Here is a 12,793-nt window from a genome sequence, read left to right on the forward strand (position 1 = left end):
TTTTTCTTTAAAACTGATGAAGGGGAATACTGCCCTGCCGCTCAATCGCCAGAGGATCGAGCACATACCGCCATTCTTCTTTCAGACGAGATGCAACGTCAGCTTCTTCCACCATATCCAACAGTGCCAGAAGACGCTCCTGCCATGTTGAACGCACGATATTCTCTGCCAGAGCAATGGATTCGATCCCTCGCAGGCGAATCAGCTCATTCACCATCCCTGCAAGACGGTGCTGAAGATACAGATTATCCCCCTCATGCGGGTCATTCATCTGACAGATGAACGCATTGGCCCAGTAATCAGCATAACGCTCAACACCGAAGGACATGCTGCCATCAAGGCCGCTATTACGGGCATATTTCCAAACCCATTCAATAATGGATTTATAGTAATAATGGGAAATATAGAGGTCATCAAAAAAGCCCCTATCCGCAAAAGCAGGATCAGCCCCGATACCCGGCGGCGGGTTGCGATAGGCATGGATAGAGCCATCCGTCTGCCTGTAGGTGAATCGTTCTTCCGACATCCAGACAGGATGATGCGGCCGGGACTGAATCGCCTTGCCGGGACGCACAGCAGATTTTACCAGACGCCAGCCTTCACCTATCCCTCCACGGGATACGATCTGGCTATTCCGCTGCGTCAGCGGTTTGACAAGGTCCGACAGCCCTCCATGATTGACCTCGGAGGCAATAAACTTCCAGTTCAAGGCAATGGCATCACACTCCCAACGGGAGAAGGACTTCAGATAATCGGCAATCCCTTCATAGCGAGGTGAAAGCGTGATGAACTCATCACCATCAAGGATGAAGCACCATTCATAATCCAGAATATCCGGGAGAATATTCAGCCCATGGCCATAGGCCTTGGTCTGTGCGGACATACCCGGCAACACGGCATTATCAATAAAGGTAATGAGGCCTTCAGCCTGAAGGGCGCTCAGCAGAACATCTGAACAGTCGTTATTATCATTACTGTAAATGAAGAAATGCTCTACCCCGAGACTCCTGTGATAGGCGATCCACTCAAGAACATAGATCCCTTCATTGCGGATCGTGGACATCATACAGACTTTTCGGCGGGGCTTTATGCTAGCCCGAGCTGTATGGAGAACTATCTGGCCGAACCCAGCCGGGGCATTAATGTCACCACGTGTCAGCACCTCATCTCCCAGCGGACAGCCACGCTCTGCCGCACGGGAGCTATCCCTATCCTGCCACCACCGTGACAATATCTGCCATGCTTCCCGCCAGATGCTGTTACCCATCTTACGGCACAGTTTCTCCAGCAGAGGCTGGTCTTTCAGAAGCAGCTCTCCAAGCTGCCGCAGGTCAGGCCGTGTCATCATCGGGGTCATGGCATCCAGCACCCATCCCAGATAGGGCCCCTCGTAACCCTCTATGAGCTCCCTGACATATTCAACCGATGGTGAAGCCCGGAAACAGGCCGCCAGCGCCTTGCCCAGCGTCTGGAAAGGCTCGGCCGGTAATACTTCATGAAGCTGGAAATGCTCCCAGCCCATCATATGATGGCAATCCCCCAGAAGGTCATTCACCTGAGGGCCACCGCCCCATGGCTGGGCCGTACAGCACAAGCTGGGGCAAAGCGGGTTCCGCAACCCAACCCATCCATCATGATGTGGAATATCAACACGCAAGAACGGCAGAATGCTGCCTTTATATGAGAAATGCTTCAGCCAGATACTGGGAACATCGTCCCGCCCCTCCTCAGGAGCCCGGAAAAGAAACAGATAATCTGGCTGATCTGACAAGGCCATGGCCAGCAGAGGGACATAGACGGGGTGACCATTTTCATCCCGCCGGGTCATCTCATCGGAATGGACATGACAAATTCCGTCATCCGCACGCCGGACAGCCAACCACCCCTGATGAGCTGTTCCGAGGTAATGAAACTTTATACCAGCCATTCCCATGCCTTCCCAAGCAATGTTGATTCCATGTTTCAAAGCTTCTATAATCGCAGGAAGTCTATTAAATAATCCGGCCTTCCTATGCAAACTGTTCCTCCAGCACCGGCGGGATTTACTCCGCTTGCATTGCCTCTGACTGAAGGCACCGCTCCTAACGCCTATGCTACCATTCTGTCAGGAATGAACAACCTCTTACCAGGTGTAAAGCTTGCGCTTTATATGCTGCATGAGGGCGTGTCGGAGCAGGTCATGTCCATTGGCCGGCGCCTTTTTAATAATAACCGCTCTGAAATTCACTTTGTTGATGTCAGTGAATGGATGGAGCGTTACAATCCCGTCTTCTTTGAGGCTGCAAGCCGGTCATCAGTTTACCGGCTGGCCATCCCCACCTTTTTTGCATCTTTTCCACGCATCGCTTATGTGAATGACGATGTTCTGCTGCGGGCCTGCCCAAGCCTGCTTTATTACAGCATTCCCAATCATGTCCTTCTAGGGGCAACACGGGACCTTCTGTTGATCCCTGCCCAGACAAACGGCTTTCAACTACCGCAGGCTATTGCAGGTGGTCCGCCCCTGATTGACTACCATCGTGGTGCTCTTGGTGTACTGGATTCCGATAATTACTTTCAGGATGGTGTTCTTGTCTTCAACACGGCAAGAATTTCATCTGCTCAAGCAGAAGAATGCGGGCAACTCGCCAGTACACTTTTCTGGATGAATGAACAGGACATCCTGAACCGCATCTTTTACGGTCATGTTCATTTCATTCATCAGAACTGGAATGTCTGCTGGGGGCCGGGCTGTGTCGAAGCCAGTGAGACGCTCCCTGCTGAATGGAAAAAAATCTACGATGAAGGGCTAGCCAATCCTTTCGCCATTCATTTCACCGGCCGCCCCAAACCATGGACCGGCTGGGACGGCCCCTATACGGATGATTTCCGCCGCCTTATCAATGAGATATTGAAACATTTCCCGTAAGAGCTCTCAGGCCCTTCGCTATCCCTCAAAAGGAACATGATTAATGACTGGCAAGCTCGGCATCGGGATTATTACATATAACCGAAAGGATATACTTCAGACGACCATTTCCAGCATCTTCCGCCACACTAAAACACCGTTCGAGTTTGTGGTTGCTGATGATGGATCGTCCGATGGTACACCGGACTTGCTGAAACAGCTCAATGTTCCTCATGTAACAGGGCGCAACAAAGGTATCTCGTGGAACCGCAACCGTGTCCTCTGGTATCTGAAGGAAGAAAAAGGCTGCGACTGGATCCTTATTCTTGAGGATGATTGTTTTCCCTCCACCTTTGGCTGGGAACTTCCATGGATTGAAGCGCTCGAACGCTATGGGCATGTCAATTACATGCCGGAAATCACTATCGAAATTGATAATGACATCACATCCGGCAGTGGCACGGCGGAAGACCCTTTCATTGCCCCCATGCATCAGGCCTTCTGCGTTGGGTATCATGCCAAAGCCCTGTCTTATGTCGGCTACCTTGATGTCCGCTTTGAGAAATATGGCGAGGAACATGTCGAGCATACCCAGCGCTTTCTCCGTGCTGGCTATGGCGGGCTATCCCAGTATCTCAGCCCAGAGAGAGGCCAGCTTTTCTATCTGAGAGGCGGGCTGGATACTCTACCGTCACATAGCCATGGCAACCCGGAGATTGCTCAGCGTAATCAGGCCATTCACAACAGCATCCGTCACGAGCCACTCTATCGCCATCCATGGCGGACAGATGAACAGATGTTCGAGTTCCGTGAAGAAATTGCCACCGCTCTGACCCGCCCGCCCGTGGAGCCACCATCAGACCCGCAGCTTTTCAACAGCATCATCTCCCTTGGCGGCGATGGAATCGTCAACCGAGCCATAAAAGATAATTTTCACTGGGCTGGGCTAGGATTGTTCGATCAGTTCCTTGTGCCCTTCCACACGCTGACAGCCTTCCTACAGCACAATTTTGCCGGACTGTTATCGACAACTTGCCTCTATGGGTATCATGATGCCCTAAGATGCCGTGATACATTGACCATCTATCATAACTGTCTGGATAAGCCGGCGCATGTTCATGCTTCGGTGGAAATGTTCCATGAGCAGCTCCCGGCATTACAGTACCGCTTCCGCTCCATGATTCAGGAAATGGATGAGCTGTGCCACAAAACCCAGCGTGTGCTATTTATCCGCAGCTGGCGGGACGGCCTCTATTATAAAGGGCAGCACCGCCCCGATCATTCCGCCACACCAGATTTCCGGGCCCTGACGGATGCCATTGCGGCACGTTATCCTGAACTGGATTTCAGGATCATGTTCGTCAATTTCGGCAACGCTTATGTTGACGATCCTCGCATGATCTTCGCCAATACCAGAACACCAGATGACAGTACAGCTGAAGAAGAACTGGCTGGCTGGAAAGACCTGTTCTCCAAACATAGGATCACGCTCCTCCAGAACAGATGACCCTTCCCACAGGGGCTATATCTGCGTCAGGTGCCGCCATGAATGGGCTTCTTCATCCAGAGTGCCGAGCGTATAGCCAATGAGATAATCGGCAACAGCACATTCGTTGAAAAGGGCATGATAACGCTGCCATCCCGCTCTGGCAGCCTCCCTACGGGCTGATGATGCTTTATGATACTGGGTAAGCAGTTCCACCAATTCATCCATGCTGCTGAAGAAGGCCATTTCCTGCTCGGAGAACAGACGATCATACCCCGTCTGGCGCTCCATGAAGACCAGCTGTCCATTACCAATCATCTGCGACAGCCGGTCCGAACTGTAGAGATAATGATCAGCCCGGCGGCTGATATTTAGGCCCATGGCACTCTGTTCCAGCATGGCAGCATAGGGAGGGCCACTGGCGTAAGGCTGCCCTCTCACCCCGGCATAGGCAAAACGCATTGAGGGTGGCAGTTTCTCCTCCAGCATTTCGCAGAACTGGTCCATGTGCCAGTCCTGACCGCATATGGTTCGCAAACGAGCGGGATTCCCGCAGGAATAGAAAATATCCGCCTCTGTATCCGATAAGGCAAAAGCCTGCCCCCGCTCGACACTACGATCTACTGGATTAGGCAGAAACCCGACCGTCCCCCTGCTCCCCACCAGCTTACGCACAAGCGGTCCGGCAGTAGAGACAAAACTAGCATCCACAACCTGATGGCGTGCTGCAAAGTCCCGTGCGTTATCATCCACAAACAGGGCATCAATATTCCACTGCACAACCATCATGCCCTGTTGCTGATGCCGTAGCTCATCAATAACAGAAGGCGGGATCATGTAACCATGTCCCAGAAGAAGAAGGTCTGGCGCACTGAACGCCAGAAACTCCTTCAAAACCTTAAACAGATGGTGACGCCCCATCTTGCGGCTGCCAAACCAGCCGCTGGCACGAGCTACATCCCTGTAAGGAAAATCTATAACATGGTGGCCATTACGAATCAGGCCATTGGACAATTTCCCCCCGACACTGAACTGCCCCGGTGCCCTCTTTTTCAGATTGAAGAAGAAGTCACCCACATGGACAATTTTCAGCGGGCGGGCTGTCTGCCATTCCCCTCCATGCCAGACTGTTTCAGTCATCTCCACCAGCCCCGTATGATCGTCCCGTCCGCCATGCTGCCCCAAGGCAGGCATGACGGATCATCATACCGGGATTGGTCAGTCAGTCCACCACTGCACGGGCTCCTGCTCAGTCTCCTCAAACTCTGTCACGACAGATTTTGGCTTTGCCGGAGCGGCAGGCCGCTTGTTCCTCTGCTCAAGTGCCTGATGGAGCTCAGCCCGCAGACGCAGGATGCTCTCATCACGCTGCTGAATGGCCTTCTTTCCTTCCTCAACCTGAAGGCGCAGATGGGTCATCTGCGTGTTGACTGCCCGAATACGCTCATTCAGGACAGCAAGCTCCGTCTCAGCATCATGAGCCCGGCGCCGTTCCCGCTGTAGGCTCTGCTTCAGCCGTTCCTGCTCCTGTCCGGCTTCTGCCGTGGCCATGATACGGGTTGTATTCCGCTTCTGTGACGAGCGACCCAGAGACTGGTGTTCCACAACAACCGTATCATCCCCGGCAAAACGCCTCCGCCTTACAGTTGGCTGAGAAGACCTGCTTCTAGGAGTAGGACGCCCCCTGCCACCGTGATCGTGGTGACGCGCTCCCCCTGCTCCCCCCGGAACAGTTGCAACATCCCCGCTACCGACTCCCATTCTCTCCAGTGCTTCACGAAGAGACCGTTCTGTTAAAGGCGACTCATCCTGCATTTTCTACAATTCGACAATCTAAAAAAAAGCTATACAACAGGCGAACCCTCGTCTTCTCCTTTTCCTCAATATCTTTCCCGGCCTGCCATTACAGACAAGCGGGCCATGATATTTATGAAGGGGAAAAGATGATGGGCCCTTTACTCCCAACAACCAATAGCTCTTATCACACTATTAAGAAAGCGTCAAAATTATGACATTTTTAAGCTATATTGTGATCAGCCCTCATCTGTCATTTTAACGCCGAACCAGCCCAGCGCCCTGTATCCGGCAGCGATCCAACAGGTCCAGAGCACTGCCAGCCAGATTTTTCATATCCGTTGTGCTGCCATTTTTCTGTACCTGCACCAGCCTGTTCCGCTCTCCCATCGTATATGAATGCGTCACAACATACAGGAACGTCCTATTAAACGACCGCCCATAAAGACGCCCCAATGTGGTCAGCCGCTTTTGCTCAAGGGCAGATGGCTTCTCCAGCAATGTCAGATTAGAAGTCGTTGCCAATTTCTGAGCGGAGGCATGCGCCTTGTCGTAATCTCTGGCAAGCTGAGTTGCGAACCCTTTTATGAGATCATCATCGCTATGTGTGGCTGCAAGTGTAGCCACGGACTTCATATAAGCCGCATGAGCATTGATCTGCTGGAGCACCGGCACATCATCCGCAGCCAATTTCGGTACGGGTGTTACCGGCCCCTTGGGCAAAGGCGGAACCCGTGGGGCTGGTGGCGGATTTAGGCCACACCCCGCAACCGACAGAAGCATGGTGCAGATCACGAAACGATACTTCATGCAGGGTTCCCCTCTTTTCATCTCTCTGGGCACCTGAGACAATGCCCCATATCATCATCCAGCCGGGTTATAACCAATATGTCGCCTCATGACAGGAGCTATCCCTCCGTATGACGTCTTTCCTCAAATTACTTTTCAGTCTGGGTGCCATCAGTGCCAGTCTCGCCGTGGCTTTTCAGGCCATCGCAACCCATCTGCCGGACTCCGCCTTTCCTGTCCTACACGGGCGGGAAATGGTGCATATGGCAGCGGATATCGCCCTCTGGCACGGCATCGCCCTCTGCGCCCTGACATTAGGTTCCCGCCAGCTGAACCTGCTGCGGATTTCTATCGGATGCGCCGGTCTGGCAGCAGGAATGCTCCTTTTCAGCATTCCCGTTACACTGCATGGATTCGGCATCCTGTTCCCGGCCCGACTGGCGCCATTCGGCGGGACACTGCTCATACTCTCATGGCTGTGCGTTGCTGCCGCTGTGCCGTTCCGGCCCAAACGAAACCAGTCCTAGCGCTTTCTGAACTGACCTAGAATCCACAATCCAAGAAGCTGGAGCAGCAAGGCCAGACAAAAACAGGACAGGACAATACCCATCAGGAGAAGCTGCTCCCGCCCCAAAGCCGTCTCAACATGAAACAGGCTGTAAAGCCGCTGCCAGAGAGACGTCCCAGCAACGTACTGTATGACATGGGTAGCAGGACGATAGAACCGGACCAGCGCAAGAAAGATAACAGTCAGCCCAAGCAGAGTGACCATCCGCCCCAAAGTCGAGAGGACTGAAATCTCCTTCCGTGGAGAACTGGAAAAAATTGGCCGTTTCCGTCTTGCCACAAGCATACCATCCTTCTGAGATCGAGCGTTCACCCTAATCAGGACTTGGCTGGTTATCAAGAACAACACATCTCAACTAGTCTGTTTAACGTCTCATTGTTACCTTTCAGCTAACAATATGAGACAGTCCCTCATAACTTTCCCCACTTACAGGAGGTTTTACTTCATGCGTTTCCCTCTTTCCGCCCTTGTCCTTGCAGGTATGGCCCTTGCTCTACCTGCTGCCCATGCAGCACAGCCTCAGGCACCTCTCCCGGACATCAGCAAAATTGCCAGCATCACACCTGCCCATGAGCCCTACCCCCCTGCTGAACTCGCCAGCAAGCAGGTCCATGAAGCCTTTCTGACAGCTGCCAAAACAAACCGCCGTGTTCTGCTTGATTTCGGTGGAAACTGGTGCCCGGACTGCCGCATCCTTGCGGGCATCTTTGCCGTACCATCAGTCAGCCAGTGGCTATCGGAGCATTTCGTTGTCGTGCCCGTCAATGTTGGGCATCTGGACACCAACATGGAGCTGGCCCAGCAATATGGCGTGACCATCAAAGCCGTACCAACTGTTCTTATTCTCACCCCTCAAGGCCGCCTGCTGAATCCTGATGGCACCCTCACCCTCGGCTCGGCCCGCCAGATGGCCCCGCAATCCGTCATCACCCTGCTGAATGAATGGAACCAGCGCCCCTGAAACAAAAGGGCCATTTCTACCTGATGGAGAGAAATGGCCCTTCACGTCAGCCTATGATGCCCTGCACGAAACGCTCCAGACGCTGGCAGGCTTCTTTCAGCTCTGCATCAGACGCTGCAAAAGACAGACGCAGATGCGGCCCATACCCAAAAGCAGAACCCGGCACTGTCGCCACATGCGCTTCTTCCAGAAGGGCCTCCGCAAAGGCCACATCATCGCTCAGCACACGCCCACCGGCTGATGTCCTGCCAATCAGGGCTGACAGGCCGGGATAAGCATAGAAAGCCCCCTGCGGCATGGCACAGCTCAGCCCTTCAATCTGGCGCAACGCACCGACTACAAGGGCACGCCGCCGCTCATACGTCTCCCGCATGGCCTGCACACCGGCAATATCTTCTTTCAAAGCGGCGACAGAGCCGCCCTGCGCCAGCGTACAGATGCCCGATGTCGTATTCCCCTGCACCTTGATCATCGCCTTGATGAGCGGCACGGGACCACAGGCGAACCCGACCCGCCAGCCTGTCATGGCATAGGCCTTGCTCATGCCATTGATGATGAGGATACGATCAGCAAGGTCTGGAGCGACATTGAGCAAAGACAGGTGATGCTTACCATCAAATGTCAGATGCTCATAAATCTCGTCACTCATCACCAAGACATGCGGGTTATCCCGCAGCACGGCAGCAATCGCCTCCAGATCGGCACGCTCCAAAATCGCACCAGTCGGATTATTGGGGAAGTTCAGCACAAGCCAGCGGGTCCGGGGCGTGATGGCAGCCCGGATAGCCTCGGCCTGCGGGCGGAAACCATCCTCCTCCCGGCAGGCAATTTCCACCGGCACACCGCCAAACATACGGGCAATAAGCGGATAACTGACCCAGTAAGGTGCCGGGACAATCACCTCATCCCCTGCATCCACTGACGCCATAAAGGCATTGAAAATGGCCTGCTTGCCCCCGTTGCAGACCATCAGCTGATCCAGAGACACATCCAGCCCGTTATCCCGCCGGAACTTTTCGGCAATCGCCTCCAATAACGGCTTTTGGCCGGGAATGGGCGGATAGCCAGTATGACCAGCCTTTACCTCCGCTACGGCCCCTTCCAGAGCTGCCGCAGGAGACGGAAAATCAGGCTGCCCCAGAGCCAGAGAAATGACCGGCTTGCCCTGCGCCTTCAGCTCACGGGCACGGGCGGCCATGGCAATGGTGGCAGGTGTCGGCAACGTAGCCAGGCGTTCCGCAGGTTTGAACATCAGACCAGCCCTTCACAGAAACGGGCAATACGGCGGCAGGCTTCTTCCAGAAGCTCCGTACTGGTAGCGTAAGACACACGGAAATAACCCGGTAGCAGGAACGCCGTGCCATGAACGGCAGCGACCCCGACTTCCTCCAGCATGGCTTTGACGAAGTCTTCGTCACTTTCCAGCACATGCCCACCTGCCGTACACTTGCCCAGAAGCTGCTGGACAGACACGAACACATAGAAAGCCCCTTCCGGCCGAGCACAGGACAGTCCCGGAACGGCAGACAGGGCATCCACCACGAGGTCACGCCGCTTCTGATAGACGGCCACCATCTCCCCGATGAAGTCCTGCGGGCCGGACACCGCTGCCAGTGCTGCGGCCTGAGCGATGGAACAGGCATTGCTAGTACTCTGCCCCTGCAACTTGATGAGCTCTTTCGTCAAAGCCACGGGGGCGGCAGAGAACCCGATGCGCCAGCCTGTCATGGCATAGGCCTTGCTGACGCCATTCATCGTCAGGGTCCTGTCCCGCAGGCGAGGTTCCACCTGCACGACCGTGCAGGCTTCCCGTCCCTCATAGGTCAGTTTGGCGTAAATATCGTCTGTCAGAATCCAGACCTGCGGATACTCCAGCAGAACATCCGTCAGGGCCTTCAGTTCCTCACGGGAATAGGCGCTGCCTGTCGGGTTACAGGGAGAGTTCAACACAAGCCAGCGTGTACGAGGCGTGATAGCCTTCCGCAGCTGCTCCGCCGTCAGGCGGAATCCTGTCTCCGAGGAAGTCGGCACGATAACCGGCTTACCATCCGCCAGCTGCACAATATCAGGATAGGACACCCACGCCGGGGCGGGAATGACAACCTCATCACCCGCATTCAGCGTTGCCACCATGGCATTATAGATGACCTGCTTGCCCCCCGTAGAGACACAGATTTCTTCTGCCCGGTAATCCAGACCAAAATCAGCATTCAGCCGGTCTGCCACGGCCTTGCGAAGGGCTGGCGTACCAGCAACATCGGTATATTTTGTCTCACCCCGCTGGATGGCCTCAATCGCTGCTTTCTTGATGAAATCAGGCGTATCAAAATCCGGTTCACCAGCAGAAAGGCTGATGACGTCCCGCCCTTCCGCTTTCAGGGCTCTGGCCTTCTGCGTGATGGCGATGGTCTGGCTTGGCAGGATACGCCCCATCCGTTCAGCAGCGAGTGACATGTCTGTTCCTCTTACATCTCAACAAAACGCCCGCCCGTGAAACACAGGCGGGCGCATGGCATTTCATAACACAATCACCCGAAGATCAGGCGAGTTTCTGAAGTTCCTTCAGGACCGCAGCCCCCATCTCCGCCGTGCTGACACGGGCTTCCCCGGCAGCAGCAATATCTGCCGTCCGCAGCCCGGAGGCCAGAACATTGGAAACAGCCTGCTCGATCAGCTCGGAATCCTCACCACGATCCAGCGAATAGCGCAGCATCATGGCCAGAGACAGAATCTGCGCCAGCGGGTTGGCAATGCCCTTCCCGGCAATATCCGGCGCACTGCCATGAATCGGCTCGTACAACGCTGCCTGCTTATCCGTTCCTTCCGGTGTGCCTAGCGTAGCGGATGGCAGCATCCCCAGAGAGCCGGTCAGCATGGAAGCAAGGTCAGACAGCAGATCACCAAACAGGTTACCCGTGACCATCACGTCAAACTGGCGGGGATCACGCACGAGCTGCATGGCACAGTTATCAGCCAGCATGTGCATCAGCGTCACATCGGAGTACTCACGCTTGTGCAGGTCCGTGACCACCTCACGCCAGAGCAGACCGCTCTCCATGACGTTGCCCTTCTCCACAGAGCAGACACGGCCACTACGCAGGCGGGCAAGATCAAACGCCACACGAGCCACACGTTCGATTTCGGCAGTCGTGTAGACTTCCGTATTCACGCCACGCTTTGTCCCATCCGGCAGGGTCTCGATTCCACGAGGCTCACCGAAATAGACGCCACCGACCGTCTCACGCACGATCATCAGGTCCAGCCCACGCACGACATCCGGCTTCAGGGCGGAAGCGGACAGGAGCGGGTCGAACAGCTTGGCCGGACGCAGATTGGCGTACAGGTTCAGTTCCTTGCGAAGACGCAGAATGGCAACTTCCGGACGGCGATCGAACGGCACATCTTTCCATGCCGGGTCACCAACGGAACCAAACAGAACGGCATCTGCCTCCTTGGCCTTGGCGATCACCTCATCCCGGATCGGCACGTCATGCTTGGCCAGAGAGGCCCCACCGACCACATCCTCGGACAGCTCCACATTCAGACCACGCTCGGCTTTCAGCCAGTCAATGATCCTGACGGCCTGTTCCATGATCTCCGGGCCGATGCCGTCACCCGGCAGCAGCAGGATTTTCTGTTTTGCACTCATGCCTGCTCTCCCTTGGCACCGATCACGCTCTGCGGGCGCCCTGCCTGCTTCGTGGATGGGATCCATGCACGGGAAGGCCGTGCCTCGAACTCACGGATAGACTGCTCATGGTTCTTCAGGGTCTGGGCCACATCATCCAGCCCTTCCAGAAGAACCTGACGGCGGAACGGGTCCATCTCGAAAGAAATGACCTCACCATCCGGTCGATGAATTTCCTGCTTTTCCAGATCAACCGTCAGGCGGGCATTTTCGCCATGGCTGGCATCGTCCATTAGGGCAAGGCACTGCTCACGAGACAGACGGATCGGCAGGATGCCGTTCTTGAAGCAATTATTGTAGAAAATATCTGCAAAGCTCGGAGCAATCACGCAACGTATGCCGAAATCCAGCAATGCCCAAGGTGCATGCTCACGAGATGAACCACAGCCAAGGTTATCCAGCGTGATCAGGATACCAGCCTTGCGATAGGCTGGCTTGTTCAGCACGAAATCGGGATTCTCATTGCCCTTAGCATCGTAACGCTGACCTGCAAAGAGATGCTTACCCAGACCAGTACGCTGAATAGTCTTGAGGAAGCGAGCCGGAATAATCTGATCCGTATCCACATTTTCCTGTGGCAGAGCCGCAGCAACGCTTGTCAGACGGGTAAATTTTTCCAT

At 54.7% G+C, this 12,793-nt stretch carries 13 protein-coding genes; 4 read left to right on the forward strand and 9 right to left on the reverse strand.

Features of this window, described 5'->3' with window-relative positions; genetic code table 11:
- Nucleotides 1–7: 7 nt before the first annotated feature.
- On the reverse strand, nucleotides 8–1,927 hold the full coding sequence (locus NQF86_RS04485) for a glycosyltransferase family 2 protein (RefSeq protein ID WP_266116370.1): 1,920 nt from the start codon (nucleotides 1,925–1,927) through the stop codon (nucleotides 8–10).
- A 183-nt stretch (nucleotides 1,928–2,110) separates the two neighbouring features.
- Between NQF86_RS04485 and NQF86_RS04490 the strand changes: the two genes are divergently transcribed.
- Together NQF86_RS04490 and NQF86_RS04495 are read left to right on the forward strand one after the other, a co-directional pair.
- Nucleotides 2,111–2,908: a glycosyltransferase family 8 protein gene (locus NQF86_RS04490; protein ID WP_266116371.1), complete on the forward strand. Its 798-nt coding sequence runs from the start codon at nucleotides 2,111–2,113 to the stop codon at nucleotides 2,906–2,908.
- 43 nt (nucleotides 2,909–2,951) lie between these two features.
- On the forward strand, nucleotides 2,952–4,394 hold the full coding sequence (locus NQF86_RS04495; RefSeq protein ID WP_266116372.1) for a glycosyltransferase: 1,443 nt from the start codon (nucleotides 2,952–2,954) through the stop codon (nucleotides 4,392–4,394).
- A gap of 15 nt (nucleotides 4,395–4,409) precedes the next feature.
- Here the strand turns inward: NQF86_RS04495 and NQF86_RS04500 are convergent, their stop codons facing one another.
- The 3 genes from NQF86_RS04500 to NQF86_RS04510 all read right to left on the reverse strand — a co-directional run bounded on the left by NQF86_RS04500 (nucleotide 4,410) and on the right by NQF86_RS04510 (nucleotide 6,977).
- The gene (locus NQF86_RS04500) at nucleotides 4,410–5,567 is read right to left on the reverse strand and encodes a glycosyltransferase (RefSeq protein ID WP_266116373.1); all 1,158 of its coding nucleotides are present in this window, start codon (nucleotides 5,565–5,567) and stop codon (nucleotides 4,410–4,412) included.
- 24 nt (nucleotides 5,568–5,591) lie between these two features.
- Nucleotides 5,592–6,134, reverse strand: coding sequence for a hypothetical protein (locus NQF86_RS04505; RefSeq protein WP_266116374.1), 543 nt, complete (start codon nucleotides 6,132–6,134; stop codon nucleotides 5,592–5,594).
- Between the two features lie 291 nt (nucleotides 6,135–6,425).
- The gene (locus tag NQF86_RS04510; RefSeq protein ID WP_266116375.1) at nucleotides 6,426–6,977 is read right to left on the reverse strand and encodes a DUF4142 domain-containing protein; all 552 of its coding nucleotides are present in this window, start codon (nucleotides 6,975–6,977) and stop codon (nucleotides 6,426–6,428) included.
- Nucleotides 6,978–7,087: 110 nt separating this feature from the next.
- Between NQF86_RS04510 and NQF86_RS04515 the strand changes: the two genes are divergently transcribed.
- Entirely contained in the window at nucleotides 7,088–7,483 is a 396-nt protein-coding gene (locus NQF86_RS04515) for a DUF423 domain-containing protein (protein WP_266116376.1), read from the forward strand.
- Here the strand turns inward: NQF86_RS04515 and NQF86_RS04520 are convergent.
- Nucleotides 7,480–7,809, reverse strand: a complete 330-nt coding sequence (locus tag NQF86_RS04520; RefSeq protein WP_266116377.1) for a hypothetical protein — start codon at nucleotides 7,807–7,809, stop codon at nucleotides 7,480–7,482. The genes NQF86_RS04515 and NQF86_RS04520 overlap by 4 nt on opposite strands.
- A 160-nt stretch (nucleotides 7,810–7,969) precedes the next feature.
- Between NQF86_RS04520 and NQF86_RS04525 the strand changes: the two genes are divergently transcribed.
- Nucleotides 7,970–8,485 carry a thioredoxin family protein gene (locus tag NQF86_RS04525; protein ID WP_266116378.1) on the forward strand — a complete coding sequence of 172 codons (516 nt, stop codon included), beginning with the start codon at nucleotides 7,970–7,972 and terminating at the stop codon, nucleotides 8,483–8,485.
- Between the two features lie 46 nt (nucleotides 8,486–8,531).
- Here the strand turns inward: NQF86_RS04525 and NQF86_RS04530 are convergent, their stop codons facing one another.
- From NQF86_RS04530 to leuD, 4 genes are all read right to left on the reverse strand, one after another.
- A complete protein-coding gene (locus NQF86_RS04530) occupies nucleotides 8,532–9,737 on the reverse strand; it encodes a pyridoxal phosphate-dependent aminotransferase (RefSeq protein WP_266116379.1) in 1,206 nt (401 codons plus the stop codon).
- Nucleotides 9,737–10,939, reverse strand: a complete 1,203-nt coding sequence (locus tag NQF86_RS04535; RefSeq protein ID WP_266116380.1) for a pyridoxal phosphate-dependent aminotransferase — start codon at nucleotides 10,937–10,939, stop codon at nucleotides 9,737–9,739. The genes NQF86_RS04530 and NQF86_RS04535 overlap by 1 nt, the downstream gene beginning before the upstream one ends.
- 85 nt (nucleotides 10,940–11,024) lie before the next feature.
- The gene (gene leuB, locus NQF86_RS04540; protein ID WP_266116382.1) at nucleotides 11,025–12,134 is read right to left on the reverse strand and encodes a 3-isopropylmalate dehydrogenase; all 1,110 of its coding nucleotides are present in this window, start codon (nucleotides 12,132–12,134) and stop codon (nucleotides 11,025–11,027) included.
- Nucleotides 12,131–12,793 carry a 3-isopropylmalate dehydratase small subunit gene (gene leuD / locus NQF86_RS04545; protein WP_266116383.1) on the reverse strand — a complete coding sequence of 221 codons (663 nt, stop codon included), beginning with the start codon at nucleotides 12,791–12,793 and terminating at the stop codon, nucleotides 12,131–12,133. Before leuD ends, leuB begins: the two co-directional genes overlap by 4 nt.

Source organism: Bombella pluederhausensis, assembly GCF_026385525.1.
GTDB classification, from domain to species: domain Bacteria; phylum Pseudomonadota; class Alphaproteobacteria; order Acetobacterales; family Acetobacteraceae; genus Bombella; species Bombella pluederhausensis.

What these genes read in the sequence shown, in the direction of transcription:
- NQF86_RS04485 (WP_266116370.1), bottom strand. Translation starts at nt 1,927, where the DNA reads ATGGCTGGTATAAAGTTTCATTACCTCGGAACAGCTCATCAGGGGTGG.
- NQF86_RS04490 (WP_266116371.1), top strand. Translation starts at nt 2,111, where the DNA reads ATGAACAACCTCTTACCAGGTGTAAAGCTTGCGCTTTATATGCTGCAT.
- NQF86_RS04495 (WP_266116372.1), top strand. Translation starts at nt 2,952, where the DNA reads ATGACTGGCAAGCTCGGCATCGGGATTATTACATATAACCGAAAGGAT.
- NQF86_RS04500 (WP_266116373.1), bottom strand. Translation starts at nt 5,567, where the DNA reads ATGCCTGCCTTGGGGCAGCATGGCGGACGGGACGATCATACGGGGCTG.
- NQF86_RS04505 (WP_266116374.1), bottom strand. Translation starts at nt 6,134, where the DNA reads ATGGGAGTCGGTAGCGGGGATGTTGCAACTGTTCCGGGGGGAGCAGGG.
- NQF86_RS04510 (WP_266116375.1), bottom strand. Translation starts at nt 6,977, where the DNA reads ATGAAGTATCGTTTCGTGATCTGCACCATGCTTCTGTCGGTTGCGGGG.
- NQF86_RS04515 (WP_266116376.1), top strand. Translation starts at nt 7,088, where the DNA reads ATGACGTCTTTCCTCAAATTACTTTTCAGTCTGGGTGCCATCAGTGCC.
- NQF86_RS04520 (WP_266116377.1), bottom strand. Translation starts at nt 7,809, where the DNA reads ATGCTTGTGGCAAGACGGAAACGGCCAATTTTTTCCAGTTCTCCACGG.
- NQF86_RS04525 (WP_266116378.1), top strand. Translation starts at nt 7,970, where the DNA reads ATGCGTTTCCCTCTTTCCGCCCTTGTCCTTGCAGGTATGGCCCTTGCT.
- NQF86_RS04530 (WP_266116379.1), bottom strand. Translation starts at nt 9,737, where the DNA reads ATGTTCAAACCTGCGGAACGCCTGGCTACGTTGCCGACACCTGCCACC.
- NQF86_RS04535 (WP_266116380.1), bottom strand. Translation starts at nt 10,939, where the DNA reads ATGTCACTCGCTGCTGAACGGATGGGGCGTATCCTGCCAAGCCAGACC.
- leuB (WP_266116382.1), bottom strand. Translation starts at nt 12,134, where the DNA reads ATGAGTGCAAAACAGAAAATCCTGCTGCTGCCGGGTGACGGCATCGGC.
- leuD (WP_266116383.1), bottom strand. Translation starts at nt 12,793, where the DNA reads ATGGAAAAATTTACCCGTCTGACAAGCGTTGCTGCGGCTCTGCCACAG.